The organism is Phormidium yuhuli AB48, assembly GCF_023983615.1.
GTDB lineage: Bacteria > Cyanobacteriota > Cyanobacteriia > Cyanobacteriales > Geitlerinemataceae > Sodalinema > Sodalinema yuhuli.
The window spans coordinates 666,651-691,891 of sequence record NZ_CP098611.1; the positions used below are offsets into that span (position 1 = coordinate 666,651).

The following is a 25,241-nucleotide window of genomic DNA, read 5'->3' on the forward strand; positions in this document are numbered from 1 at the left end:
GGTTGGTTCAGAAAGGGATGACCAAGAAAGCAATCATTGGCGTCTCCGCCGTCCATTCACCAGGAGAGAGAACAACTCGATATTCCCTTTGTCCTCTCTCCTAAGCGACACTAGAGGGAGAAGACCTTTCGGAGTTACGAACCTCACGATGCTCGATCGCATCCAAAGCCTTGTTAAAGAGATTGCCCCTCGGCTGATTGAAATCCGTCGTCACATCCACAGCCATCCTGAATTGAGTGGCCATGAATACCAAACCGCCGCCTATGTGGCTGGTGTTCTCTCCTCCTGCGGCGTACAAGTCCGGGAGGGGGTGGGTAAAACCGGCGTGATTGGCGAACTCGGAGACCGCCAACAGCCTCGGGTTGCCATTCGCACGGATATGGATGCCCTCCCCATCGAAGAACGAACCGGCCTCCCCTTCGCCTCCCGTAATCCCGGAGTCATGCACGCCTGCGGCCATGATGTCCATACCACTCTGGGATTAGGAACCGCCATGGTCCTCTCTCGGTTTATGGATGAGTTGCCAGGAGCGGTGCGATTCCTATTCCAACCTGCCGAAGAAATCGCCCAGGGCGCTCACTGGATGGTCGCTGACGGGGCGATGGAGGAGGTAGATGCTATTTTTGGGGTTCATGTGTTTCCCAGCATTCCTAGCCCCATTGTGGGGGTACGATATGGGGCCTTGACGGCGGCGGCGGATGACTTGGAATTGATTATTACTGGGGAGTCCGGTCATGGGGCCCGTCCCTATGAAGCTATTGATGCCATTTGGATTGCGGCCCAGGTGATTACTACCTTGCAGCAGGCTATTTCCCGTACCCATAATCCCTTGCGGCCGGTGGTGTTGACCATTGGCAAGATTCAGGGAGGACGGGCCCCCAATGCGATCGCCGACTCGGTCCAGCTTCTGGGAACGGTGCGATCGCTCCACCCGGAAACCCACCGCGAACTCCCGGACTGGATTGAGAACATTGTCGCTGGAGTTTGTCACACCTACGGGGCTAAGTATGAAATGAACTATCGCCGTTTGGTCCCTTCTGTGTTTAATGACACGGCCTTAACTCAGATTGTTGAATCGACAGTTCGTCAGGCTTGGGGGGAGACGGGGATGCAAGTGTTGATGGAACCTTCCCTGGGGGCGGAAGATTTTTCGGTCTATTTAGATCATGCCCCGGGAACGATGTTTCGTCTCGGGGTGGGCCATGCTAATCAACGCAATTATGCCCTACATCATCCTCAGTTTGATATTGATGAGGAGGCGATTATGACGGGAGTGATTACTTTAGCTTATTCCGCTTGGCAGTATTTGGAACGTTGGCAGGCTGATTAGGCTCCAGGGCTTGCGACTAGCGTCCGGCTGCGTCCCGGCTTCCTTCAAGTCTTGGTTTTTGCCAGTCGTAGGGGCATAACCCACCCCTACCCCTCCCAGGAGGGGATTTTTCGCCCCTACCGGAACGCACCGATTCGGGAAGCAAATTTAATTACCACAAAAAATACAATATGTCAAGCAGCGTTACATTCCGTCATAAAAAAGACGTTGATTTGGGGGGTAACTTTGGCTGCCTTGGGCCGGACTTCCTTGAGCCGACCCCGGCACAGGGGTCAGGGGAGGAATCCTCGGACTTCTGACGATAGAAATCGGGCAATCCCTTTCCCTATCAGACGTTGCGCTCATCCTCGCCGCCCTTTCCCTCCCCAGCAGCGAGAGAACATCCCCTCGGGGCGATCGCCCGTTTCCTAAAATTAAATACAAGTAGAACACAATAGCTGATATACCTAATTTTTAACAAATGGCTGCACCTGTGTCAACTTCGTTCTTAAATGAAAATAATTCCTAATAATTAGCCATGTATGAACTTTTGTAAAAACTGTCAATGATTTAAATATCAAAATAAACGCTATATATACAATAACTAATCCTAATGTTAAACCCAAAATTGATTGAACCCGGTCTTCGACAGCCCAACACACCCGGCGACCTTGCTAGAATCGTTATTATTGCGGCTCATCTCAACCTATGCCTGCGACCAAAAAACTGACCCTCGCTGACTTTCTCGCCCTACCGGAAACCAAACCCGCCCAGGAATGGATTGATGGGCGAATTGTTCAAAAACCCATACCCCAGGGAAAACATAGTCAACTGCAAAGTGCCCTCGTTACTACGCTAAATTTGGCGATTAAACCGGGGCAATTGGGTTGTGCATTTCCGGAGTTGCGCTGTGTATTTGGCGATCGCGCCCTGGTCCCGGATGTGGTGGTGCTGACTTGGGAGCGCATTCCCCTTGATGGAGATGGTGAAATTGCCAACCTGATCCCCCTGGCGCCGGATTGGGCGATCGAAATCCTCTCACCGGAGCAAAGTCACACCCGCGTCACCAAAAATCTTCTCCATTGCCTGAAACACGGCACTACCATGGGCTGGCTAATTGACCCGGCGGAAAAAACGGTGTTTGTGTATCGTCCGAAGCAAGAAATCGAGGTGTTTGAACAGTTGGAGGCGGTTCTTCCAATGCCTGAGTGGGTAGAAGGGGTGACGGTGACGGTGGAGAGGCTGTTTAGTTGGTTGAAATTTTAATACCATGTAGGGGCGTACCGCAAGTGGCGCGCCCGGGCGAACGGCTGTTCGCCCTCCTATTTCCAAATGCGATCGAGCTTGAGGACGAATCCCGGAAGGACATCTTCGCCGGACAAGTTGGCTGGACGAGACAACACTTCGGGTTCTCCGCTGGCGCGATAGATTTCTACAATCTGGCGTTTCGGGTCGATGAGCCAACCGAGTCGCGTTCCGTTGGCAAGGTATTCCTGCATTTTAGCCTGTATGACCTTGAGGGCGTCGGATTGGGAACGGAGTTCTACCACGAAGTCAGGGCAAATGTGGGGGAAGGTATCGCGCTGGGTATCGGTGAGGGCGTTCCAACGCTCCGAGCTGACCCAGGAGGTGTCGGGAGATAAGATGGCACCATCAGGTAAGGTGAATCCGCTGGAGGAGTCGAAAACTTTACCGGGGTAGTTGTTGTCTTCATACCAGCGATAGAGCTGACCGCTGATGCTGATATTGCGTTCGCCGGTTTCCCAGCCGGTGGGTGGGTTCACAATGAGTTCTCCGGTAGCGGTGCGTTCTAGGCGTAGGTCTTGATTATGGGTGGCGAGGGTGGCGAACTGTTCGGCGGTGACGTGGAATTTGACGCTGTTGGGGAGATTGAGTTGTAGGGTTTGGCGCATTTCCAACTCCTGGGTGATGGATGGGGTTTGGCTGTCGTGGAGAGGCTGTTTTGTTGGTTAAAGTTTTAATACCATGTAGGGGCGTACCGCAAGTGGCGCGCCCGGGCGAACGGCTGTTCGCCCTCCTATTTCCAAATGCGATCGAGCTTGAGGACGAATCCCGGAAGGACATCTTCGCCGGACAAGTTGGCTGGACGAGACAACACTTCGGGTTCTCCGCTGGCGCGATAGATTTCTACAATCTGGCGTTTCGGGTCGATGAGCCAACCAAGTCGCGTTCCGTTGGCAAGGTATTCCTGCATTTTAGCCTGTATGACCTTGAGGGCGTCGGATTGGGAACGGAGTTCTACCACGAAGTCAGGGCAAATGTGGGGGAAGGTGTCGCGCTGGGTATCGGTGAGGGCGTTCCAACGCTCCGAGCTGACCCAGGAGGTGTCGGGAGATAAGATGGCACCATCAGGTAAGGTGAATCCGCTGGAGGAGTCGAAAACTTCTCCGGGGTAATCGTTGTCTTCGTACCAGCGATAGAGCTGACCGCTGATGCTGATATTGCGTTTGCCGGTTTCCCAGCCGGTGGGTGGGTTCACAATGAGTTCTCCGGTGGCGGTGCGTTCTAGGCGTAGGTCGCGGTTGTGGGTGGCGAGGGTGGCGAACTGTTCGGCGGTGACGTGGAATTTGACGCTGTTGGGGAGATTCAGTTGTAGGGTTTGGCGCATTTCCAACTCCTGGGTGATTGATGGGGTTTGGCTGTCGTGGAGAGGCTGTCGCTGATGTTGTGCGGGGATGAGTGGGTGTTGGAGACCCAAACCGGCCCCACCTTATAAAAGGGTAAGACCTGTTCGGCGCAGCCGCAACGGGGCCAATGATTGGGAAAGGCGCGAAGCCGATGCGGAACTCTATAAATGCGATCGATTTGGCAGCCACTACGAGATCAAATTTCTGGTGGGGTAGGACGGTTTATTATTGCCATAACACACGCCGACTAATTTATCTAGGAGAAGAGTCATGACATTGCGCGAGCAGCTTTTGGACGAGATTAGGCAGCTACCCGAACAAAAGGTGGCGGATGTTTTACATTGGGTGCGTCAACTTCGGGAGCAAGAGCGATTTGATTGGGATGCGTGGTGGATGAGCTTTGGGGCTATTTCAGATGATTTTATGAGCGATCGCAACCAACCTAGTTTACCACAGCATGATGATTGGTGTGAGTAAAGCGCATGAGGTATTTACTGGATACTAATAGATGAAGATGTGCGAGTATTTGGAGAAATTCGGGCTAATTTGGAACAGCGCGGTACACCAATTGGCGCTTAGGATCTAGCGATCGATACTCGGAATTGTCTGCCGCACCAAGATGTACTCGCAAAAATTCGCAATCGAACGATAGAAGAGAAACTTATCCTCGCGATCGGGTTCTTTAGGCTGAGTGACATCAATTGCGACCGTTTTAGAGGGGACGGTTAGTATAGTGATCGCTGGGGTGCATTGAACAATGAAGCACCCGGCTCTCTTGATGATTTTCCGCTAGGTCTATGGTTACAACTACGGCGAAGCTCACACTTGATGAATATCGCGAACAGGAGGCGATCGCCCAGGTTCGCCACGAATATCGCAATGGAGATCTGATTGAAATGCCCGGAGGTTCGGTGAATCACAGCCACTTGCTGATGGCGCTGTATGTATTGTTTGAGAGCATGTTGGATAACGCAGACTACGAGGCGTTTAATAGCGATATGCGTCTATGGATTCCTGAACGGAACCAGGCAACGTACCCAGATTTGATGGTGGTGACGGGTGAGCCGATCGTGAATGGCGATCGCCGTGATGAAATTGTGAATCCGACTTTAATTGCAGAGGTGTTGTCGCCGTCAACGTCGAGTTATGATCGCGGCGATACGTTTGCGGCCTACCGGACGGTTCCTAGTTTTCAGGAGTATCTTTTGGTTGAGCAAGAGCGTCCCGCGATCGAGCATTACTGGAAGACGGATGACGGGCGTTGGCATTTGGAGGAGTTGCGCGGCCTGGATGCGGTGGTGAATCTGGAACATTTGCCGGTGCAGTTAGCTGTAGCGCAGCTATACCGTCGGGTGCGTTTTGAGGGGTCGTAATCGCGATCGTTGCAATTCGGATGTTCTGGTCTCGTGTTACGATCGCAATTTTCGACTGATTACAAGGGCAGAATATTGGCGAGAATATTGTCAGGGGGCAACCTATTTTTTTACACAGGTGACGGGCGATCAAAAACGCCCGTTTCAAAAAGGCATTTATTCCCCTAATTGGGGCAGGTAGTGGCGTGACAGACTTCTCGTTCCTGGATTAGCGCACCGTGAGGCGCTGTATGGAGAACAGGTCATCGTCCCGTAGGGCTTCGATACTCGATAGTGGGACGGTGACGACGGCTAACGTGTCGCCAGTGACGCTAAATACTTCTAAGATTGCACCATCTTCGCCGCCTTGGGGATGGGGAACGCGATCGATAAACGCGGCAACTGTACCACAACGTAGTCCAGCTTCTGGTATGTCTCGATTCAGGGCAACATCTGTATATAAATCTGGTGTCATCATGATTTGTCCTTCGATGGAAACAGCGTGACAAATTGAAATGAGTTATTAACGGTTCGCTCGATCCAAATTGTAACAACGGCGAGACGAAGACCGTTCAAGCCTTCCAGATTGCCAGTGACGCGGTAGTATGTGCCGTATTCGTCTGCGCGATCGAACACCGCTTCGTAATCGCGAACGAGCTTTCGGAGTGCTGAATCTAGTGCTGGACTCTCTTCTAGTGTAAAGCCTGCCTGCGTTATGGTGCGGGGGGCGACATTAATCCCGGTGCGTTACGGCGATTTCCATTCGTATCGCTCGTATCGTTCCCACGCTCGGCGTGGGAATGCCGTAGGGACGCTCGGCGTCCAGTGATCACGCGACGCAGAGCGTCTGGGGATGGCGTTGCCCACGCGGAGCGTGGGAACGATGCAACGACGTGGGAACGATGCAAAAATCCCGTAGGGTGTGTTGCGGCATCGATAAATCACGGGTTTTCACGAGACTATTAACCGGGCCGCAACGCACCACTGACAAACCCCATTGATGAAGGATGGTGGACTTTGATCGCGGTGCGTTACGGCGGGGTTTCAACGATCACGAGAAAGCCCGTTTTTTTGCCGCCTAACTCACCCTACCACTTACTTCGTATCGAGATAATGCTGTAGAGCCTCAACAAATTCAATGGCATCTTGCTGTAGTTCTGATGCTTGTTCGTAGCTGACCGTTACTGTCGGGCTGTAGTCGCTCGCTTGCCTGAATTCAAAAGCACGATGTAAGCGTCGCGACAGTGCTTTATCAAAGTCCCCTGTTTTGACGAATTCTCGATCAAACAGACCGATTGCACCGCTATGCTTCGAGGTCGCGAGTTTGCGAGTTTCGAGCAGTGCTGAGAGTACGTAGAACATCGCGTAGTAGGAGCGATTAACTGAGCCTTGAATGTCGTTACTATCGAGCAAGATCGCGGCTGAGCGTAGTGCCTGCTGTGCCTGTTGCACGCGCAAGGCAATCAATTGTGATAGCTGGCGATCGCTCACAGGGGAATTCCTTCATTCACGATGTTTGCCACGATCGAACTCGCACCAATCGCTCCGTCCTGCACGTCACCATCGGTCACAATAAACACTGAAATCACCTGATCGGCTTCAAATCCCACATCCCAAGCCAGGTCGATAATCTGACTGTATAGCTCTGCTTCCAGGGTCGGAAGCTGAATGAAGATATCTAAATCTGATTCTGGCGTTGCGTTGCCCCGCGCCCGCGAACCGAACACACGCAGATCGGAAACGGGCGTGAGTTTTTCTAGTCGCTGTCGAAATTGTGCGGCTACTGTGCGATCGTAGCGATTCATGCAGGTTCTACAAACTTCAATCAATCTTGAGTCTACTATACAAAACCGATCGATCGCCACGAAACAAGACGCACAAAAAAGCCCCACCGCATGGGGAACGGTTGGGTGTGTTGTGGCGAGGGTGATGGTTTGGGTTTCGCCGGATTGGGTTGGTTTCGCCATAACGCACCGATGGATGTGGGGATGAATTGGGGGGCGTTATGGTGCGGGGGGCGACATTAATCGCGGTACGTTACGGCGATTTCCATTTTCTGGTGTGGTGTACGAACATTTCTTTCCGCCGTAATGCACCCTACTGGCTGGGTGTTTGTGGTATTTGGATGATGCGATGATGATGTTATAAATAACCGTGGTGGTGGAAATGTGGAGGCGGTGCGTTACGGCGATTCCCATTCGTATCGTTCCCACGCTCGGCGTGGGAATGCCGTAGGGACGCTCTGCGTCCAGTGATGACGCGACGCAGAGCGTCTGGGGATTGCGTTGCCCACGCGGAGCGTGGGAACGATGCACGTCTGGGGATTGCGTTGTCCACGCGGAGCGTGGGAACGATGCAAAAATCCCGTAGGGTGTGTTGCGGCATCGATAAATCACGGGTTTTCACGAGAATATTAACCGGGCCGCAACGCACCGCTGACAAACCCCATTGATGAAGGATGGTGGACTTAGACGTATAACAGTTGCTTGCACAAATCCCTATTGGACTTTTTAAAACTTTTGATAAAAAAATCACCCATCTTCGATGGTTTCATGGGGGGAACGCCTCCGCTGCTGGATCTACACACCATTTTACCCAGGGCGATATCATGATTGGCTGTAACGCATCGTTCCCACGCTCCGCGTGGGTAACGCAATCCCCAGACGCTCTGCGTCGCCACCACCCGAAACGACACCATAACCTATGAGTCGCAGCCGCTACGTCATTACCGAACCCGATCGCCCGCACTTTCTGACCTGCACCGTCGTCGAGTGGCTGCCGATCTTCACCCGCCCCGAAGCCGTCGCGATCGTCTTGGGTAGCTGGGAGCATCTACGCCGGACGGATGGTTTCCGGCTGTATGGCTATGTTGTGCTGGAAAACCACCTTCATTTTATTGGTCACGCTCCCCGACTGGATCGCTGCGTTGCCCGTTTTAAGTCGTTTACGGCTCGCAGCCTCATCGATTTGCTACAGCAGCACAATGCCCAAACCCTACTGAAGCGATTTGCCTTTGCTAAAAAAGCTCACAAGCGCGATCGCGATCATCAGGTTTGGCAGGAAGGCTCCCATGCCGAACTGATTTTGAGTGATGAGATGATGCGTGAAAAGCTGGAGTATATTCACAATAATCCGGTGAAGCGGGGCTATGTCGATCGCCCGGAATATTGGCGTTATTCTAGTGCTCGCAATTATCTGGGAAGTGAGGGTCTGATTGCGATCGACCCTTGGCATTAGTGGCGATGCAGAGTGTCTGGGGATTGCGTTGAAATCGCCTCGTTCGCCTCGTTCGCATCGTTCCCACGCTCTGCGTGGGAATGCCGCCGGGACGCTCTGCGTCCAGTCATCGCGCGACCATCACGCGACGCAGAGCGTCTGGGGATGGCGTTGCCCACGCCGAGCGTGGGAACGATAAATAAGATTTAGCCGCTTCAGTGAGAACTGGTGAAACCTTTGACGCCACCGTGCCACAGCCGCCTACCCCTCTATCCTCCGTGTCCTCGGGCACGCCACTTGCGGATTGCCCCTACGTGGTGAACCCCCTCCTCCTCTAACGTCTCCCTAACGTCGCCAACTTACGCCGCCAGTCTCGACGCTGCACCCTCTGCCATTGCTGCCGTAACTCCTCAACTGGAACTGACTCCTTCCCATAACGCCAACCCACATAGGCTTGACAAATACGAGAGACTATGATACACACCTCAGCCGGATACCGATCGCCCACCTGACGCGCAAACTCCAAGGGGGTATCAGCGGGATGTTTCCCACAGCCATCCGCCGCCAACTGTTGCAACATCTGCTGATATAACCGCTCCATCGCCGCCAACTTCGACAGCCAGCGACGACGTTTCCACTCTCGCCACCCTTGCCAACTTAACCATCCCGCAAAACCAAACAGCACTAGAGTCAACAACCCGGTCAAAATCCCGAACCAGCCGCGAGAAAATCGCTCCAAGAACCAATCAATCCCCCGGCCCAACATCACGAACAGACCGTTAATAAACCCCGTCACCGGAGAGGGAAGCCAACCCGCAATCCAATCCCAAAACTGTCGTAATACCCCAAAGGGTTCATACTCACTCACAGAGGGAGGAATCACCTCATGGCCGGGAATGGGGTCAAAGGCGAACCAACCATGACTGGGGAAATACACCTCCGTTAAGGCGAACGCATCAGTATTCTTGACCTCATACAAGCCGGTAAAGGGGTTGAAGTTCCCGGGGTCGAATCCTGTGGCCAGACGTGCGGGAATCCCCAGAGAGCGTAATAAGAGGGTGAAGACCGTGGAAAAATGGTCAGGATAGCCTCCTGGGGTACAAGCGGCTGGATTGGCGGCCTCTTCACAGCGAAAGAGGAAGTTTAGGGCTAAATCTTCCCCCTCATCGAGAAATGGTAAACCAAAGGGGTCTTGGGGGACATTATAGTTCTGTTTGAGATATTGAGCTAGATATAGAGATATCTCATAGGGGTTGTTTAGAGGATTGGGAGCGTTGGCTAACACCGATTGGCTATAGTCCCGTAATCGCTCCTCAATCTCCTCGGGAACTTGTAAATAGACGTCGGCGATGCTTTGGGGATAGGTGGTGGCGGCTTCTCCTAGACGAGTGCGATCGCGCAAGGAGACATGAGAAACCACACTATAGGTCAAGCCATCCGATAAAGGAACCGGCGAACGCAAAGACCCTTCTGGACCGATCGCCACATCCTCTGTGGGAAAATAGAGATAACGGGGTTGGTCGAGAACGGGAATCAGTCCTGGGAAGTCAGCGACGATGCTGTAGGTTTGAATCACCTCCTGGGTGTAACTACGCGGTCCCATAAAGGGTAAGTCAAAGCGGAAACTCCAGGGAGAACGGCGAACCTCCCGTACATTGTCATTTCTGGAGACACGCCAACCCTGGCCGGTGTACTCATCAAACGCCATGACTCGCCAAAATCCCGGGGCCTGCGATCGCACCCGCATCACCACCTGAGGCGTCATCGAACCCCGCAGGTTTTGGTTCATACTCTCAGCAAACCCCGCATAAAAGGTTTCATCCACCTCTCCGGGACCTTCAGCGGTTCCCTCTCCTTCCCCATTAAACTGGCTTCCATCGGCTTGGGCCTGGGGACTGACGATATTACGACCATCGAAGTCGCCGCGAAAGTCAATGGTACTGCTGACGGGGAACGAGCGTAACTGATATCCCGGAACCCGAGGGATGACCGTAAATAAGACTAATCCTAAACTCAGCACCAGTAGGGCCAGGGTGAGGCTGGCCTTCCAGGGAAACGACTGGCGTACCGTCTTCACCACTGACGCTTGGGAACCGTCCGAGGGGCGATCGCTCAAGCCCAAACGGGCCCGATAATCATAGATTAAGGTGGGAATCGCCAGCAGCAGAAATAGCACCAGGAACGGCGCAAAGGCCATGGTTTGGCTAATGGTTCCCGCCACCCCAATCAGAATCAAGGCGATGACCATCGAATAGCCTAAATCCTTGCGTCGGGGTAAATCGAAGGTATGGAGGACTTGCACCTGAATTAGTAGTTCCCCTAGAATCACCCGAGTATCATTGAGGGTGGTGACGAGATTACTGAGAAAGACCACTAACGTCCCAATCAGGGCGATCGCCAACGCGAACTTCAGCAGCACATTCCGTTCTCGCCGACGGAACCAACTCCAGCTAGCGCCCATGATACTCAACGGAACCGCCCAAAGGCTAATTTGAGTTCCCGCCGCCACATCCGTGGCCACCATCCCCACAATCACCAGTAATTGCACCAATACCCGTAAGGTTACTGAATCTTCCGGGATAGGAGGAGGGAGCGATCGCCAAGCCTCCCAAACTCGTCCCAGCAACGGTAAAGAAGAAGTCCAACTTGGGGAATTTGAAGCAGACATAGGGGTTCTTGGGTGAGCTATGGAACAGTATTGCCCCAGTTTTCGTCATGAGCCGGGGATCTATCCTCTACTGTGCCATAAGCCGCCCTCACTTTGCGACTTCACTAAATGTACGGAATAGGATCGTGACTTGACTCACAAATAACAGCGAACTCACCCGTATTTGCACTGACATTTGCCCGAGTGACTGAGATCACTTTTAGGGAGGTAATTATAGTTTAGACTCTTGAAAGTCAGTTCCAGCCAGGATTTCAGGGATATGACGTAACCCCTAAAATGCCAAGTTTACACAAACTTCATAATAATAGCCTTCAAACTTTGCCAAAACTTAGCAAAAGCCGATAGAAAGGTGAATTATACTAGACGTAGGAGTGGTGTTGGTTAAACGCAATTTAGGACAAACATGAACAAATACTTGACAGTAGGGCTCAATTTTATCATTCCTTCACTGATGGTGATCGCCGCCTCTCCGGCTCAGGGATTTACCCTAAGCGGGTCTCTGTATAACTACGAAGAGGATGACACCAAAGTTGACTACTGGCTAACAGACCTCGGTGGCACGATTCAGTTTGACTTCAAAGTCGACACCGGCGTTAATATGGCAGACCTGCGAGGACTGTTCCTGAATATTAACGATAAATCTCTCTTAAGTGGACTAAGCGCAACAGCCGCAAGTAACCCCTTTGCAGACATTGATGCTGCTAACTTTTACAGCATCGGTTCTAACGACTTTAAAATCGATAGCGGAGGAACAACCAATTTTGGCTTTGGTGGTGGGAATAACCTCAATGGTGGAGGACGCAACGCCCCTAACTACACCATTGGCTTAAACATTGGTCAACAGGGGATCAGCCGCTATGACATTCAAGGCACCTCCTTCATCCTCCAACATGATAGCCAAGCTCTCTCTTTAGACCTATTTACCGAGAGTCTGTTTGGTGTCCGCCTGATGAGTGTTGGGGAAGACCGTCAAGGGAGCAGTAAATTACGGGGAGAAACCTCTGATGAGATTGTGGTCTCAGAGCCCTCAAACCCTGAGCCTGAACCGACCCCATTCCCCACAGTGGTTCCCACTCCCCTACCCACCCCAGTCCCAACTCCCGAATCTCGGGAAGTCCCGGAACCCGTAGGAATTTTAGCCCTCGTGGGATTGGCAACAACCCTGACCCGCTTACGCCGGCGTGACCACAGTTCATCCCGTCCTAGTCTCTAACACTCACACCCATCTATGATCCTGCTTCCGGTGCATCTACATCCATTTCTATCTAGACTCAGCCTGCCCCAATTCCCCCAAAGTCCTCTCCCCTTCACTCGAACCGGACATTTTGGTAAGGTTTTGCCCGTGATTAATCCATCCCCCCCGCCCTACCTCCTATCTGCGAAAGGCTCTACAGTAGTAACGAAATCCTCATGAGTCATGGGGAAGACTGAAACTGTTGCCCATCGAGAGCGTCTGCCCTACTATGACCGCTGTTCCTCCTGACCATCCCCCTCAACCCACCCCCTCGGGAGTGGGTCGTCTCAATCAGCGGTTTCATCATTTGGTCGCACAATCCCTCACCACCCTAGAGGATTTGCTTGAGGATGAGGGGTTAACAGCTTTAGAGCGGGGCAGACTGGCTTTAGACATCTTAGCCTTGGCCCAACAATCTCCAGAAGCGGCCGAGTGGTCACCCCTGAACTCCATAGGCCACCTCGTCAAGGAGACTCCGGAGGTCAGTCAGCCCCTAGAAACGAGTTGTCTCGATGAGGTGGTCTGTTTCGATGACTTCTTATCCCCAGAGGAGAATCAGAACGCCTTGGCCATTGCCCTAGGGCAACAAGAGGATTTTGTGCCTTCCAGCACCACCAGTAAAGCCGACAACTATCGTCAGTCCTCCATCCTCTACGCCACTTACTTTCCCCAGTTTTACCACCAACTCAAACGTAAAATTCTCGTTGCCCTACCTCAGATTTGGCATCCCCTCAACCATTCTCCCTTCTCGGTGACTCAAGTAGAAATGCAGCTCACCGTCCATGGCGATGGCTGCTATTACAAAGTCCATAACGACTCCGGCAGTCCCGAAACCATTACCCGGGAACTCACCTATGTCTATTATGTGCATTCCCAACCGGCCCAGTTTTCCGGGGGAGAACTGCGCTTATACCCAACCGATCCCCATGATGGACGCCTGCTCGATCGCAAACGCTTTAAAACCATCACCCCTGAGAACAACCGTTTGGTCTTATTCAACAGCCGCTGTCAACACGAAGTGATGCCCGTTCGCTGTCCCTCCCATGAGTTTGAGGCCAGTCGCTTCACCTTTAACGGCTGGCTGCGACGATAAAATCTCCCTGGGGGAACTGGGCCCCCCAGAAGACATCATCTATCATTTGTTCCCTGGTTAGGTTGGGGGATAGACGGTTAGGATGTTGGGCAGATGGCAAACACCAACGGCGACTGTTCCGAGGCATCAAGATGAATCTCCAGAGTATAGGTCTGCTGAGGCTGGATGTCGGCCAGTTCAACCGTGACGCTACCGGGGGTAGACCGTTGGCCGGTCGCGATCGCCCCTTCACCCCGTAACTGGACTCTACCCCCATCAGGAATCTGACAGCAGACTCGTAATTGGGGCAGTTCCCCATGACAACGATACTCAGCGTCCAATTGCAGAAGTCCTTGAGCGGTGAGCCATTGACGGCGATCGCTGGGGTGACTGGCCGAGACATTCAACGATAAGGACTCAACAATTTCCTTCGCCGCCAGTAATGACAAGAGCATCTGCTGGGTAGGAGTGGCCCCCTCATAACTCCTTGGAAATTCTCCTTCTGAAGGTTCAATTAAAGTTTCCCCACTGCGACTGGTAGACCAGAGTAAGACTCGTTCAGTCCAGATGTTGAGCTCTTCCGTCCGTTCCGGGAAGAGTCCTTCCACCGCAGCCACAAGGCGTTCTCCTTGGCGTAGGGAGGTACGCAAGACCTGTTGACAGCGGACCAATAATTGAGCCAAGGTGGCTTCCGAGATAGCAATAGGGAGCCGTAGCTGAGCGAGTTGCGGCAACCAAACATTGGTGGGAACTCTTGAATCGGCTTCCTCGTCGATGGGATCATTGGCATATTCCCAAACCTCCGTGGTTTCCCAGGGGAACAGGGGAGGATTGTTTTGAATTTCTTGTTGAATTCGGCGTTTCAAAAGCGCCTGAAAGCGAGTCTGCATGATGGATTCGTCTGTTATAGAGCTAGGGTCATGATCCCGGGTCTGAGACAAAGAGCGGTGGGATTCGACACCGGCTCCGGGATTCGGGTCATCATTAGGGATCACCTCTTGCAAGAGCCAGGCAAGGAACCGTTGTGCTAAACGTTCCTCTTCTGGGCTGAGTGAGTTCCTATCATTATTCATTCGTGAACTTCCCTTCTCCGGACGTTGATACGCCCCGTTCCTAATGGCGAGGTCTTTTGACATCCTCTCCCAGCAACCGAGAGCGGGTATGCCGGGAGATTCCCTGGGTCGCCCCAAAGATTTCCTGCTTCAACAGGTGCCAGCTAGACTGAGTGACCCCAGCCCCCGCCGCATCCCCTTCACAGGCATTTTCGATTCCCCGTTGCCCACGGGTACAGATCACTTGAGCCGCCGCCACATCACGGGGTTTGATGGACCCGCAGTTGTGGCAATGATGGATTCGGGTTGAGAGGTCTTTGTTGACCTCTGCCCCACAATCGGGGCATTCCTGAGACGTGCCTCGTGCATCAACTTTGCCGTAAAACACATCCCCCTTGAAACACACCCAAGGCAGGATTGGGTTGGTGAACTGACCCAGCCCAGCGTCCAGGGTGTGTTTACCCAGCATTCCCTTGGCCATAATGCGTTCGTCCAGGTCTTCGACAAATATCATCCCAGCACTATCACAGAGATGATGGGCCAGTTTAAAATGCCAGTCTTTTCGTGTGTCGGCAATGCGTTGATGGACTCTCGAAATTTTCTTCTGGAGCTTCAGCCAGTTGGCTGACCCCTTCTGCTTGTTCTTTAATCGGCGTTGCAGCGATTTCAGCTTGCGGTGCAGTCGGAGAACCTGCTGAAGAACCTGAGCGTTGACCGTCTTGAGCCTGGGAAAATCAATCTTGGCGGCAGTTAGCCGCTTAGCCTGAACGTGGTAGTTAGGAAATGGTGTATCTGCTGGCAAGATGAACTCCTGCCGAATCGAACAGGCATTCACCGGAGACTTACGAGAATCCAGCCAGTCTTTACCTTCCCGCCGCGCAAAATTCCAGACATTGCGGCACACATCAAGAATGTGTTCAATCTCTGAAACCTGCTCCGCAGTTGGCTCTAGCTTAAATTCCCACGTCATGTTTAGCATATCTATAGTTGTAGCAGATATTTTGTAGGTTCCTATCCTCGGTCGCACTTGGCTACACCACCAGCCAAGCTTTTAGCTATGGCTGGAGTACTGCGAAGAATCTGCATAGGAATAGTTTGACCAATTTCGGCCCCATTGCATCAGGGGAATTAATCATTGCGATAGTCCCAGGCTCGCTTGAGGAGGCTGAACCAGCGCCGCTGGAGTTGTGCTGGGCTCAGTCCGAGCTGTTGGATAATCTGCTCGTCTGAGTCCCCCCGACGTTTCGCGTCGAGTAAATCTCGCTCTGGGGCGTTACATTCCCTGAGAAAGCTCTCCCATTGAGCACTCGTCATCCCTAAATTATGGTCGAGATCCGCGTCGAGCCATTCATGGACTAGCTGCCAACGGTGAGAGAGGGAAAAACGGATGAGATGGTACTTAAACCGTTGTTGTAGATAGTCCCGTTCCCGGGGATTTAATCCTAGGATAGCTTCAATGTCTGAAGTGGGCAGGTCTTGGAGACGCAGGACAAAGTAGTCAGCACAAGCACTTTGATTGTTCTCGTCGAGATAGGTGATCAGTTCTTCGATGATACGCCGGCGTAGTAGGTCATCGGTGGGATCTTGAGCCCGGTCGACAATGCGATCGCGCACCTGAGATAAGGACGCATCTCCTGAGCTACTCCCCCCCTCATTAGGCTTGCCATCACTGGCCTGTTGTAAATCCACGGAAAGATCTAGGGGTTGCTGTTGGGCAAAGGTTTGGGCCCGCAAAATGATGAGCTGTTGACTACGGCCGCGATTGAGATGTATCCGCCGTTTGCCATAGCGTTCAGTGAAGGCCAGATATTCGGCGAGTTCCAGGAGCGATCGCGGTGAGTGGGTTGGGGGGAGTTGAGCTTCACGGCGTAGGGCGTTAAGGGTTTCTAGATAAAAGGTTTGCAAAAAATCTTCAATCAGTTGTAGCCGGGCCCCGTAACTCGACTGAACATTGGGGGGATTGACATAGCGATAGACAATGGCGCTAAGGGTGCTATGTAACTCCAAGCGTCCCCCTTCTGAGCCACGCCGATAATATTGCAGAATCTGCTCTAGGCGATGTTGCGCTAAATGATAGCCCCAACCCAGGACATCCCCGGAACGTTGAATCCGTTGGCTTTGCTCACAGGTGCGGGTCACCTCTTCTGCAATGCGACTGGCGACGGTTTGGCAATGTTTGGGACTGGCACGAGTATTCGTCTGAAGTTGTTGAGCTAACCATTGTACAAGGGAATCTGTCATGGAATCTGGGGGGGGAACTGAGCTAACCATTACCGGGAAAGTACGTCTAAAAACATCAATGACAGACCCCGCCATCCCCAGCAACAGCTCGCGTTGAGCTGAGTCAGCTGGGAAGGTTGGGGACTGGGCTGGTAATGGTAGATGCCCCTGTCCGCCGCGTCGTCGGGCCAATGATGTCCAAACCTAGAGGTTCAAGGCTGACAACGCCGATTCCGGGATGAATATGCTACTCTTTGGAAAACGGACTTGCTGGCATTTCACGGCTTCAGCAAAAGGTCAATGGCCAAGGTTCTTGTCTTGAATGCATCCTATGAACCGCTGAATATTACAAGCTGGCAGCGGGCGGTTATTCTGGTGTTTAAGGGGAAGGCGGAACGTCTGGAACATAACGGAAAGTTCGTTTATCCGGGCTGTCCGCTCCCTACTGTTATTCGACTCCGTTATTACGTGCGAGTTCCGTATAAGGAGATTCCCCTGACTCGTCGCAATATTTTTTATCGAGATGCCCATACCTGCCAGTATTGTAACTACAGTGGCGATGAGTTGACATTAGACCATGTGTTGCCTCGCTCGCGCGGTGGGGGAGAAAGTTGGGAGAATTTGGTGACCGCCTGTGTACGCTGTAATGTCAGTAAGGGCAATCGCACTCCCCAAGAGGCGGGGATGGTGTTGCAGGGCCGCCCCCATCGTCCTCATAGTAGTTTGTATTTTGAGGTGCGCCGCTGCGTTACAAGTGGGACTCATCCGGAATGGGGTAAGTATACAATTGGCCTTGAGCGATGAGACGCTGTTCTAGGCGTTGGAGAATCCAGATGATCAGGATTAAACTCCCGGCTAACAATAGCCAGAAGTTGTTAGCCAGTTGCTGGGACCCATCGAGGGCAATGCCCCCTAAGGGGGGACCGATGGCGTAGCCGATGGCCCAGCAGAGGGAGTTAATGGAGAGATACACTCCCCGCATCTGTTCAGGGGCGAGTTCCACGACGAGGGCGGAGGCGGAGGGGGTATAGGAAATGGTGGCGATCGCCATTACCCCTAAGGCAACAATTGACCAAATCAGAGGACGGCTACTGTTGCCAATCACCCAAACACTGATAAAACTTAGAGCCCAGATACAGGCAGAAATCATCAGGGCCCGGGCATGGTTAAAGCGGTTTAACCAACGGGCCATGGGCAGTTGCAACAGGACGGAGACGGCAATATGCCAGGCAAATAGCCCGCTGACAATCCGGGCCGGAAAGCCATTGCCCTCGGCCCCGGGAATGAAGTTACTCAGGTAAACGGGAAGGGCAGTATGGTTTTGGGAGATATAGGTGGTAAAGAGAATATTGGCGGCGGCGTAAATCAGTAGGGTGCGATCGCTCAAGGCCCGCAACCAGTTCTTCAGAGGATTCTCTCGCTCTAATCCTGGGGCAATGGTTTCTTTGAGGGCCAGTCCCAACACAAGGAAAAAGACCACATAGGAGACACCATCGATAATAAACAGCAACCGATACTCTTGAGTCCATTCAACCCAAGCCCCTCCTAGGACAATGCCAAATTCTAAACCCAGACTATCGGCTAGTCGATTGAGAGCATAGGTTTCTCGTCGTTCTTCCGGTTGGGTGAGATCGGCGACAATGGTTTCTGCGGCAGGCCAATATAAACCGAGGCCAAAGCCATTGAGTAAACTGCCGATGAGCAGGGTGCTGAAGTCTTGGGTAGTAGCCAGGAGGAAGGAGCCTAAGCCGGAGGATACGGCGGATAGGAGTAGAGTTCGTTTGCGCCCAAAGCGGGGGGAGTCACACAGAGAACCGCTGAGAACCCGCCCGATGATCCCGGCGATGGAAGCTGCCCCCAGGGCTATCCCGACCAGGGTGGTGGAGATGCCCACCTGGTTAACGAAGAAAATGGGGGCGTAGAAAAGGGTGAACCCCGTGCCAATTTGGGATAGGAATCGTCCCAGAATGAGAATGCGAACTTGTTGGCGGGCGCTCGTTTTTATCATACAACGGTGTTTTAGTCAAGCCGCGAGGGGAGACTTTTCTTTAGCCGAGGCGATCCAAGGCATAGATATCTCGTTCTCGGCCGAGGGCAAAGCGGAAGGAGTGGGAGAGGTCTTTACTATTGCGGGTGATGAACAAGAGGAAGGCGATGGCCGAGAGGCTGGCGGCAATGGCAAACAGTTGGGCATAGCCGAGGGTCTCGGCAAAGGTTCCCAGGAGAGGGCCGGCGATGGCAATTCCTAGGTCAAACCCTCCAACACAGAGGGCGAAGACTCGTCCTCGTTCTTGACTTTGGGAGCGATCGGTCATCAGGGCGATGGTGGTGGGCAACATGGTTCCAGCGGCCATGCCTTCAATGAGTCCAGCGAGGGCAAACATTCCTGGACGGTCTGCTTGCCACAATAGGAGCATGGCCAGAAAATAGCAGATTAGGGCCCCACTGATGAAGAGGCCTCGGCCCCAGCGATCGGAGGCCCGACCGGTAAGCAGCCGCATGGTAAAGCTGGAGATGGCGGCCATGGTGTAGAAGAAGCCGGGGTTAAAGTTCACCCCGCTGTCTTGGATATGGAGGGGCACGAAGGTGGTGATAGTCCCGAAAATTAAACCCACGATGAACATCAGGGTGGCGGGGATTTGGATGCGGGGACTGGCTAACATGACCCAGAACCGTTCTGAGGTGGGCAGGTTCGTGGCCTGGGATTGATGGGGGGAGGGGGTGTTATTGAGGAATGTGGAACAGAGACCACTCAATAGCCCCAGTCCGGCGGTCATGAGAAAGAGGGGGGTGTAGCCGAGTCCCTGTTGCACAAAGCCACCGATGGCTGGACCAATGGCCAGGCCCATGGGGGTGACTAAACTCATGTAGCCGATGAGTTCTCCCCGTTTTTCTGGGGGGGAGATGTCGGCGACTAAGGCGCTGTAGGCGGTGGTGAAGGCGGCGATACTAATGCCATGGAACGTCCGTAGTAGCATCAGTTGAGGAATCGAGTCGGCGATGAGATAACCGAGGGGGGCGATGGCCACCACCGTTGTCCCCACCCGCAGCACGGACACTCGACTGCGGCGATCGGCCCAACGGCCTAGTGTGGGACGAGAGATGAGTAGGCCAATGGCAAAAGACCCCATCACCCACCCGATTTGAGCTTGGGTTCCCCCTAAATCCTGCACATAGAGGGGTAGGGTGGGTAATAGGGAGGCCATACTGGCCCAGAAAAAGAGACCTCCGATGAATAGGAGGCTGAGATTCCGTCGTTGTTCGGGGTTGAGGGCTTGAAAAACTTGCAAAACAGCCTTCCTTGGGTATCCATGGTGCAGAGGAGATGGGCGATCGCCACCTCCCCTAATTATTAATTTATGTTAACAAAGTCTCTCAGGACTAGGGTTTCTGAATTTTGAGCGCGACTGGGTCTCATAGAGGACAATGGGTAAATAAGGAGGCTACACTGGAGCCGGCGGCGATCGCACCGCAATCTGTCTTAATCTTCCTTGCTTTTTAACGGTTTAGCCGTGAAATTAATCCATTTTTCCTTTAAGAACCAACACTGTGCCACAGGTAGTCAAATTAACCAATGGTCGGAGTTACCCCAACTTCCCTATCATCTGGGTTTACCAACGGGTCGTCCAGTTCTCGTGATTGTTGGCGGGGCCAGCAAAATGGAGGTGGCGGCTTTAAGTCGCTTACAACGGGTCTTTACTGAGATTATTGCTCCCCTAGCTCAACGACTCAACGCTACAGTCATTGATGGGGGAACGGATTGTGGGGTCATGCAGCTCATGGGACGGGCCCGACATCAAATCGCCGGCACATTTCCTCTAATTGGAGTTTGTGCGATCGGTACGGTCATCCTCCCCGATGGGAGTCCCCCCCCCTCAGATGAGGCCGCTGAACTTGAACCCCACCATAGTCATTTTGTCCTAGTCCCCGGTGATGACTGGGGGATGGAAAGTCCTTGGCTGGCGAAACTGGCCACGGAGTTTGCTGAAGAAGCGCCCCATGGAACCCTCGTCAGCAATGGCGGAGAGATTACTTGGCAGGATGTTCATTGTAGCGTTGCCGAACAACGGCTAACCTGGGTCTTTGAAGGCAGTGGCCGCACTGCCGATTTGCTAGCCGCTGCCCTGCGGGGAGAAAAGAGCGACCCTCGGGCCCAACCCCTTTTAGCCTCAGGCTACTTGCACCGCTTAGTCTTGAGTGATGACTTGACCCCAGTTCAAAGCGCTCTGGAAACTCATTTCACAACTCGAGGAAGCCTTCCCTCAACATAAGGGACAACATTTTACAAATTGGCTTGGTTTCTGGATAAAAATTCCCATATACTGCTGTTGAGGGTATCAGTCTCTGACCGCTTAGTGAGTCATCGCTCCTGAGCCAGATCAGTCGATGTGATGTCAACGTCGTCATCGAGATGCCCCTATTCAGTGAATCCTGTTCTCCCCCTGGGCTGGAACAGCCAAGTCAGCCCTCAGCCTGGCCGATGTTTGGGGATTCTGTCCCTAACATCAACCGGAGTCGGTGAGGTCACAGTTGTTTCATCTCCAGACAACAGTAATGGCAAAGAAAAAGAAAACCTATAACGACTACCTGAAGGAACAGTTCGGCGGTCTCATTGACCAGCTCGAAATCTCGGACCTCCAGAAAGAATTTGTCAAATCTCGCTGGCTGGACCAACTCATGTGGTTGGAGAAAAAGTCGGGAGAGTCCCAGAAAAAGCATTTCCGACTCCGTCTAATCACGATTATCGGCGGTGTCGTCATCCCCGCTATGGTCAGTCTGAATGTACGAGATGGTCCAGCCAAAGATGTGATTTTTTGGGGAACCTTTAGTTTGGCGCAGGTGGTCGCTATTAGTGCCTCAGTGGAAGAGTTTTTCCACTATGGGGAACGCTGGACTCAATATCGTAAAACCGCAGAAATGCTGAAAACCGAGGGTTGGCAGTATTTCCAACTGAGTGGCCCCTATCGTGACTCGTCTTGTCATAGTAGCGCCTATCGCAGTTTTGCAGACCGGGTTGAACATCTGATTCAAGAAGATGTTTCGGCTATCACAGCCGTCCTAGAAGAAGCTCAGCAACAACAGGGTCAAAGGAGTGCTGAGGCCAGCAGTCAGTTCTCTGAAATGGCTCAGGAACTCGGACGGAGTCGACCACTCCCCCCCCCTCCTCCTCCTCGCCCCCAGCCCCCGGTTCCCGCTCAACGGAGAGCAAGTGTCAATGAACCCAGCACCCTCCCTCGCTATGATGACTCGATCACCCGTGATCCCTTTGGGGATGACTTTGGTGATGAGGTTGGGCCAACGCCAGCTCCAATCACCTCTCAACCCCCCCGCTCTTCCCGTTCTTCTGGGAAAGCTCATGTGACGGCTCCCCCACCACCGGAGATTAACGATCCCAAGCTACAAAATCTCAAAGCACCTCCGGGGGAACCCATTTCTCCGCGAGCCACGTGATGGCTATTGACCGTTGATCGCCCCCGTTGATAGACTTCTCCCATCCCAGCTCAGGTCATGGAACCTGTGGCTGGGATGTTCTCATTGGCTAGTTTTTAACGGTTATAACCTTGTCTGATTACTGCATCTATCCCTTCTGCCCTTAACTCCGGGAGATATTAGCCCGGTTTTAACTCATGACCATCAGGGTTTACAATCGTCTCGTTACCCCTACTTTCACTAAAGTCGACTGGTTGGTTCGGGGGTGTTTGGTACTGAGCCTTGCGAGTTTTTTGGGAGCTGGAATTACCGCTGTTTCCTATTGGCGTGAACGCTACGGAACCATTAATACCGCCCTCACTTCAGCTCAAGAGAACCTTGATAAGGCCGTGCGAGAACTCAATGCAGAACTCGAACATCTTGAAACCACGGTTGAAGGGTTGGCTGAGGAACTGAGTTCAGGCGCTTTGGACAACGCTGATATCGAAGCCCGTCTTGAAGAAATCCTCCTGGCTAACCCGAGCTTCTCAGCGATGGCGGCGGCCTACGAACCCTTTGCTTTTAGTGAGGAGCGGGAGCTATTTCATCCTAACTTTAAGCGACTCGTAATCGATGGAGTGGAACAGTTTGAGCGATTTGATGTAGAGGAGTTTGCGGATTACCTGGAGCGAGATTCCTATCGTCAGCCGTTATTGGAAGGGGCACAATGGAGTGAGCCTTACATGAGTGCCATCATTAACTCGATTGTTCTTGAATATAGTGCTCCTTTTATATTACCCGCCGAGAATGCTCCTGACCCGAGTGGAATTGTTTATGCCAATTATGATCTAGACCAGTTAAGCCGACTTTTCCAATCCTTGGATTTAGGCACAACTGGCTATCCAATTGTCATCACGTCTTCGGGTCAGTTGATTTACCACCCTATCATCCATTTTGTGCAACAACAACGCTCCATTTTTGACTTGGCGCAGCAGTTTGATGATTCAGACCTTGAGGAAATTGCTCAGCGAATGGTGGCTGGAGAATCAGGGGTTGAACAACGGGGTGGAGAGACCCCGTCTTGGATGGTTTATCAAGGGATTCCTACAACCAATTGGTCGGTTGGGGTGGTTCTGTTTCGTGATGATATCTTGAGTGATACGGTCAGTTTAACGAAGAAGTTAATCTTCTTGAACCTTCTGGTCATGTTGGGAGTTGTCTTTGCCCTGGTGGTGGCGTTACCTCCCCGTCGTGATGACATATCACGACTTTGGCTACTCTCAAGGTCTGTGTCGGGAGTTCTCGCTTTGGGACTTCTGGTAATCTGGCTGTTGGAGATGGAGGAGGCTGCAATCGATCAGGAGATAACACGCCCATTAGTTACGGAGAGTAGTCTCCTGCAATTCTTAGAGCGTCAACGTCAACGAAATCTTGCACAAGGACTATCTGAGCCAATCTTGTTGCCAACTGGGGTATTTCTTCAGTCAATGGAGTTCAAAAGTGCTAATGATTTCTTCGTCACCGGATATATTTGGAAACGGTATGATGATGAACTACATGACGGGGTGTCACGAGGGTTTGTTTTGCCCGAAGCCATTGCCTTTAGCAGTCAGGAAGCCTACCGTGAAGACTTACCCAATGGGGAGTTGATTGGTTGGTATTTTCAGGCTACTCTCCGCCAACCATTTGATTATACTAAATATCCCTTCGACAATCAACGGGCTTGGTTGCGGATTTGGCCTGAAGATTTTGCCTCGAATGTGATTCTAACGCCAGATTTAGAATCCTATGACTTGATGACTCCGGTCTTTTTGCCGGGTTTAGAGGTTCCCCCCAATATGGTTCTTCCCGGTTGGAATATTAGACAGAGTTTCTTCCGCTACCGCTTTAACAGCTATAACGTCAATTTTGGTTTCAGGGGAGAAACCCAGATTAAAGATTTTCCAGAACTCTATTTTGAAGTGGATTTAGAGCGAGACCTGTTGACGGTGATAATTACTAAAATGCTCCGGGTCATTGTTGTGTCAGGTCTGCTATTTGGTATTCAATATCTCATCCGCTACAAAAAAGATGATAATCAACTGGGATTTAGTGCTTCGGGAGTCATTGGTGCCTCTGGAGGCTTTTCCTTTATCTTGATTTTGGACCAAATCAATCTCCGGAGTCAGTTGGCAACTGGCGGCATTATTTACATTGAGTACTTCTACTTTGTGTTGTATGCCATGATTTTGGTGGTTGTTTTTAATGCCATTATGGTTGCTAAAGGCTCGAACAATGCTCTGTTGAAATACAACAATAACCTTTTGCCCAAGTTGTTGTATTGGCCGCTTCTCTTGAGTTTGCAAATTCTGGTGACGCTGTTTGTGTTTGTTTAAGGAGGCGGAGGGAATCGCGGTGGCTCAATTTTGGACTAAACTGGAGCAAATTTTGGAGATGCGATCGCCCTGGTTCACCCTGATTGGCGAACGGTTGCGAGACGATCGCGATCGCACTCTAGACTACTGGCGAGTGGAAAAAGCCGACTCCGCCATCATTCTCACCCAGGCCCAAGGCCAGTTCCTGCTTCCTCCCCCCAGTTATCGCCCCGGTATCGCCCAAGCCACCCTAGACTTCCCCGGTGGACGCATCCCCCCCCATCACCCTCCTGAAGCGGCGGCCCGGGAGATTCTGATGCGGGAGTTGAGCCTGAATCCTGAGCAAATCCTAGACCTCACCCCCCTCAATGACCAGGGTTGGCCCATTAATAGCTCCTTTTCCAATCAACGGCTATTTGGCTTTGTCGCTGAACTTGAGGTCTCCCCTGAAGAACTTTCCCCAGACCTACTAACCTATCCTGGCACTGAAACCGGTATCGCGACCTTATTAAAGGAACTGACCTGTCTCCAATGTCGCGCTGTTCTGCTGGAGTGGCTACACCGATGACCTCAGACCCCCCCAGCTTCAAGCCTGAATCCCCCCCAGACAGCCTAGCCTCTCATCATGAATCTCCTGCTCACGGCCCGGGGATGTCTTGCCACTCAGGGGACTTTCCATCTCTCTGGCTCCGAACTTTAACAACGTT

General features: G+C 52.4%; 24 protein-coding genes. 12 read left to right on the forward strand and 12 right to left on the reverse strand.

Annotated elements, in window-relative coordinates:
* Positions 1 to 148 precede the first annotated feature (148 nt).
* Together NEA10_RS02755 and NEA10_RS02760 are read left to right on the forward strand one after the other, a co-directional pair.
* Entirely contained in the window at positions 149 to 1,330 is a 1,182-nt protein-coding gene (locus NEA10_RS02755; RefSeq protein ID WP_252663691.1) for a M20 family metallopeptidase, read from the forward strand.
* Positions 1,331 to 2,017: 687 nt separating this feature from the next.
* On the forward strand, positions 2,018 to 2,575 hold the full coding sequence (locus NEA10_RS02760; RefSeq protein WP_252663692.1) for a Uma2 family endonuclease: 558 nt from the start codon (positions 2,018 to 2,020) through the stop codon (positions 2,573 to 2,575).
* A 56-nt stretch (positions 2,576 to 2,631) separates the two neighbouring features.
* Here NEA10_RS02760 and NEA10_RS02765 read toward each other — a convergent pair whose 3' ends face one another.
* Positions 2,632 to 3,222 carry a Uma2 family endonuclease gene (locus NEA10_RS02765; RefSeq protein ID WP_252663694.1) on the reverse strand — a complete coding sequence of 197 codons (591 nt, stop codon included), beginning with the start codon at positions 3,220 to 3,222 and terminating at the stop codon, positions 2,632 to 2,634.
* A gap of 125 nt (positions 3,223 to 3,347) precedes the next feature.
* Complete coding sequence (locus NEA10_RS02770; protein WP_252665275.1) at positions 3,348 to 3,938, reverse strand: Uma2 family endonuclease; 591 nt, start codon at positions 3,936 to 3,938, stop codon at positions 3,348 to 3,350.
* Positions 3,939 to 4,227: 289 nt separating this feature from the next.
* On the opposite strand from NEA10_RS02770, the gene NEA10_RS02775 reads away from it, so the two are divergent.
* The gene (locus tag NEA10_RS02775; RefSeq protein ID WP_200669561.1) at positions 4,228 to 4,434 is read left to right on the forward strand and encodes an AbrB/MazE/SpoVT family DNA-binding domain-containing protein; all 207 of its coding nucleotides are present in this window, start codon (positions 4,228 to 4,230) and stop codon (positions 4,432 to 4,434) included.
* A 320-nt stretch (positions 4,435 to 4,754) separates the two neighbouring features.
* The gene (locus NEA10_RS02780; protein ID WP_252663695.1) at positions 4,755 to 5,330 is read left to right on the forward strand and encodes a Uma2 family endonuclease; all 576 of its coding nucleotides are present in this window, start codon (positions 4,755 to 4,757) and stop codon (positions 5,328 to 5,330) included.
* 208 nt (positions 5,331 to 5,538) lie between these two features.
* Here the strand turns inward: NEA10_RS02780 and NEA10_RS02785 are convergent, their stop codons facing one another.
* The 4 genes from NEA10_RS02785 to NEA10_RS02795 all read right to left on the reverse strand — a co-directional run bounded on the left by NEA10_RS02785 (position 5,539) and on the right by NEA10_RS02795 (position 7,276).
* Positions 5,539 to 5,787 (reverse strand): DUF4926 domain-containing protein, encoded by a 249-nt coding sequence (locus NEA10_RS02785; protein ID WP_252663697.1) that lies wholly within the window; start codon positions 5,785 to 5,787, stop codon positions 5,539 to 5,541.
* Positions 5,784 to 6,047 carry a DUF6883 domain-containing protein gene (locus tag NEA10_RS21055; RefSeq protein WP_374111891.1) on the reverse strand — a complete coding sequence of 88 codons (264 nt, stop codon included), beginning with the start codon at positions 6,045 to 6,047 and terminating at the stop codon, positions 5,784 to 5,786. The genes NEA10_RS02785 and NEA10_RS21055 overlap by 4 nt, the downstream gene beginning before the upstream one ends.
* 357 nt (positions 6,048 to 6,404) lie before the next feature.
* Positions 6,405 to 6,800: a HEPN domain-containing protein gene (locus NEA10_RS02790; protein ID WP_252663698.1), complete on the reverse strand. Its 396-nt coding sequence runs from the start codon at positions 6,798 to 6,800 to the stop codon at positions 6,405 to 6,407.
* Positions 6,797 to 7,276, reverse strand: coding sequence for a nucleotidyltransferase domain-containing protein (locus NEA10_RS02795; RefSeq protein WP_252663699.1), 480 nt, complete (start codon positions 7,274 to 7,276; stop codon positions 6,797 to 6,799). The genes NEA10_RS02790 and NEA10_RS02795 overlap by 4 nt, the downstream gene beginning before the upstream one ends.
* A 736-nt stretch (positions 7,277 to 8,012) precedes the next feature.
* Here NEA10_RS02795 and NEA10_RS02800 point away from each other — a divergent pair.
* Entirely contained in the window at positions 8,013 to 8,546 is a 534-nt protein-coding gene (locus tag NEA10_RS02800; protein WP_252663701.1) for an REP-associated tyrosine transposase, read from the forward strand.
* Between the two features lie 313 nt (positions 8,547 to 8,859).
* Here NEA10_RS02800 and NEA10_RS02805 read toward each other — a convergent pair whose 3' ends face one another.
* On the reverse strand, positions 8,860 to 11,193 hold the full coding sequence (locus NEA10_RS02805; RefSeq protein ID WP_252663703.1) for a transglutaminaseTgpA domain-containing protein: 2,334 nt from the start codon (positions 11,191 to 11,193) through the stop codon (positions 8,860 to 8,862).
* Between the two features lie 451 nt (positions 11,194 to 11,644).
* Between NEA10_RS02805 and NEA10_RS02810 the strand changes: the two genes are divergently transcribed.
* Both NEA10_RS02810 and NEA10_RS02815 read left to right on the forward strand, forming a co-directional pair.
* Positions 11,645 to 12,406: a PEP-CTERM sorting domain-containing protein gene (locus NEA10_RS02810; RefSeq protein WP_252663704.1), complete on the forward strand. Its 762-nt coding sequence runs from the start codon at positions 11,645 to 11,647 to the stop codon at positions 12,404 to 12,406.
* 250 nt (positions 12,407 to 12,656) lie between these two features.
* Positions 12,657 to 13,520, forward strand: coding sequence for a 2OG-Fe(II) oxygenase (locus NEA10_RS02815; protein ID WP_252663705.1), 864 nt, complete (start codon positions 12,657 to 12,659; stop codon positions 13,518 to 13,520).
* Between the two features lie 77 nt (positions 13,521 to 13,597).
* Here NEA10_RS02815 and NEA10_RS02820 read toward each other — a convergent pair whose 3' ends face one another.
* The 3 genes from NEA10_RS02820 to hetZ form a co-directional block, all read right to left on the reverse strand.
* Positions 13,598 to 14,572 (reverse strand): hypothetical protein, encoded by a 975-nt coding sequence (locus NEA10_RS02820; protein WP_252663707.1) that lies wholly within the window; start codon positions 14,570 to 14,572, stop codon positions 13,598 to 13,600.
* A gap of 40 nt (positions 14,573 to 14,612) precedes the next feature.
* Complete coding sequence (locus NEA10_RS02825) at positions 14,613 to 15,530, reverse strand: RNA-guided endonuclease InsQ/TnpB family protein (protein WP_252663708.1); 918 nt, start codon at positions 15,528 to 15,530, stop codon at positions 14,613 to 14,615.
* 149 nt (positions 15,531 to 15,679) lie between these two features.
* The gene (hetZ, locus tag NEA10_RS02830) at positions 15,680 to 16,792 is read right to left on the reverse strand and encodes a heterocyst differentiation protein HetZ (RefSeq protein WP_252663709.1); all 1,113 of its coding nucleotides are present in this window, start codon (positions 16,790 to 16,792) and stop codon (positions 15,680 to 15,682) included.
* 279 nt (positions 16,793 to 17,071) lie between these two features.
* Between hetZ and NEA10_RS02835 the strand changes: the two genes are divergently transcribed.
* Complete coding sequence (locus NEA10_RS02835; protein WP_252663710.1) at positions 17,072 to 17,575, forward strand: HNH endonuclease; 504 nt, start codon at positions 17,072 to 17,074, stop codon at positions 17,573 to 17,575.
* Here the strand turns inward: NEA10_RS02835 and NEA10_RS02840 are convergent.
* A complete protein-coding gene (locus NEA10_RS02840; protein WP_252663711.1) occupies positions 17,520 to 18,779 on the reverse strand; it encodes an MDR family MFS transporter in 1,260 nt (419 codons plus the stop codon). The two genes, NEA10_RS02835 and NEA10_RS02840, sit on opposite strands and share 56 nt — an antisense overlap.
* Before the next feature lie 40 nt (positions 18,780 to 18,819).
* A complete protein-coding gene (locus tag NEA10_RS02845) occupies positions 18,820 to 20,061 on the reverse strand; it encodes an MFS transporter (RefSeq protein ID WP_252663712.1) in 1,242 nt (413 codons plus the stop codon).
* 222 nt (positions 20,062 to 20,283) lie between these two features.
* Between NEA10_RS02845 and NEA10_RS02850 the strand changes: the two genes are divergently transcribed.
* The 4 genes from NEA10_RS02850 (at position 20,284) to NEA10_RS02865 (ending at position 25,102) form a co-directional block, all read left to right on the forward strand.
* Positions 20,284 to 21,042 (forward strand): TRP family putative cation channel, encoded by a 759-nt coding sequence (locus NEA10_RS02850; RefSeq protein WP_252663713.1) that lies wholly within the window; start codon positions 20,284 to 20,286, stop codon positions 21,040 to 21,042.
* Between the two features lie 283 nt (positions 21,043 to 21,325).
* A complete protein-coding gene (locus NEA10_RS02855) occupies positions 21,326 to 22,222 on the forward strand; it encodes a DUF4231 domain-containing protein (protein ID WP_252663714.1) in 897 nt (298 codons plus the stop codon).
* 248 nt (positions 22,223 to 22,470) lie between these two features.
* Positions 22,471 to 24,555 carry a cache domain-containing protein gene (locus NEA10_RS02860; RefSeq protein WP_252663715.1) on the forward strand — a complete coding sequence of 695 codons (2,085 nt, stop codon included), beginning with the start codon at positions 22,471 to 22,473 and terminating at the stop codon, positions 24,553 to 24,555.
* Between the two features lie 19 nt (positions 24,556 to 24,574).
* Complete coding sequence (locus NEA10_RS02865) at positions 24,575 to 25,102, forward strand: NUDIX hydrolase (RefSeq protein ID WP_252663716.1); 528 nt, start codon at positions 24,575 to 24,577, stop codon at positions 25,100 to 25,102.
* The last annotated feature ends 139 nt before the right edge of the window (positions 25,103 to 25,241 follow it).

What these genes read in the sequence shown, in the direction of transcription:
- NEA10_RS02775 (WP_200669561.1), top strand. Translation starts at nt 4,228, where the DNA reads ATGACATTGCGCGAGCAGCTTTTGGACGAGATTAGGCAGCTACCCGAA.
- NEA10_RS02820 (WP_252663707.1), bottom strand. Translation starts at nt 14,572, where the DNA reads ATGAATAATGATAGGAACTCACTCAGCCCAGAAGAGGAACGTTTAGCA.
- NEA10_RS02760 (WP_252663692.1), top strand. Translation starts at nt 2,018, where the DNA reads ATGCCTGCGACCAAAAAACTGACCCTCGCTGACTTTCTCGCCCTACCG.
- NEA10_RS02765 (WP_252663694.1), bottom strand. Translation starts at nt 3,222, where the DNA reads ATGCGCCAAACCCTACAACTCAATCTCCCCAACAGCGTCAAATTCCAC.
- NEA10_RS02770 (WP_252665275.1), bottom strand. Translation starts at nt 3,938, where the DNA reads ATGCGCCAAACCCTACAACTGAATCTCCCCAACAGCGTCAAATTCCAC.
- NEA10_RS02780 (WP_252663695.1), top strand. Translation starts at nt 4,755, where the DNA reads ATGGTTACAACTACGGCGAAGCTCACACTTGATGAATATCGCGAACAG.
- NEA10_RS02805 (WP_252663703.1), bottom strand. Translation starts at nt 11,193, where the DNA reads ATGTCTGCTTCAAATTCCCCAAGTTGGACTTCTTCTTTACCGTTGCTG.
- NEA10_RS02810 (WP_252663704.1), top strand. Translation starts at nt 11,645, where the DNA reads ATGGTGATCGCCGCCTCTCCGGCTCAGGGATTTACCCTAAGCGGGTCT.
- NEA10_RS02825 (WP_252663708.1), bottom strand. Translation starts at nt 15,530, where the DNA reads ATGCTAAACATGACGTGGGAATTTAAGCTAGAGCCAACTGCGGAGCAG.
- NEA10_RS02815 (WP_252663705.1), top strand. Translation starts at nt 12,657, where the DNA reads ATGACCGCTGTTCCTCCTGACCATCCCCCTCAACCCACCCCCTCGGGA.
- NEA10_RS02795 (WP_252663699.1), bottom strand. Translation starts at nt 7,276, where the DNA reads ATGGCGAAACCAACCCAATCCGGCGAAACCCAAACCATCACCCTCGCC.
- NEA10_RS02785 (WP_252663697.1), bottom strand. Translation starts at nt 5,787, where the DNA reads ATGATGACACCAGATTTATATACAGATGTTGCCCTGAATCGAGACATA.
- NEA10_RS02840 (WP_252663711.1), bottom strand. Translation starts at nt 18,779, where the DNA reads ATGATAAAAACGAGCGCCCGCCAACAAGTTCGCATTCTCATTCTGGGA.
- NEA10_RS02835 (WP_252663710.1), top strand. Translation starts at nt 17,072, where the DNA reads ATGGCCAAGGTTCTTGTCTTGAATGCATCCTATGAACCGCTGAATATT.
- NEA10_RS02855 (WP_252663714.1), top strand. Translation starts at nt 21,326, where the DNA reads ATGGCAAAGAAAAAGAAAACCTATAACGACTACCTGAAGGAACAGTTC.
- NEA10_RS02755 (WP_252663691.1), top strand. Translation starts at nt 149, where the DNA reads ATGCTCGATCGCATCCAAAGCCTTGTTAAAGAGATTGCCCCTCGGCTG.
- hetZ (WP_252663709.1), bottom strand. Translation starts at nt 16,792, where the DNA reads ATGACAGATTCCCTTGTACAATGGTTAGCTCAACAACTTCAGACGAAT.
- NEA10_RS02800 (WP_252663701.1), top strand. Translation starts at nt 8,013, where the DNA reads ATGAGTCGCAGCCGCTACGTCATTACCGAACCCGATCGCCCGCACTTT.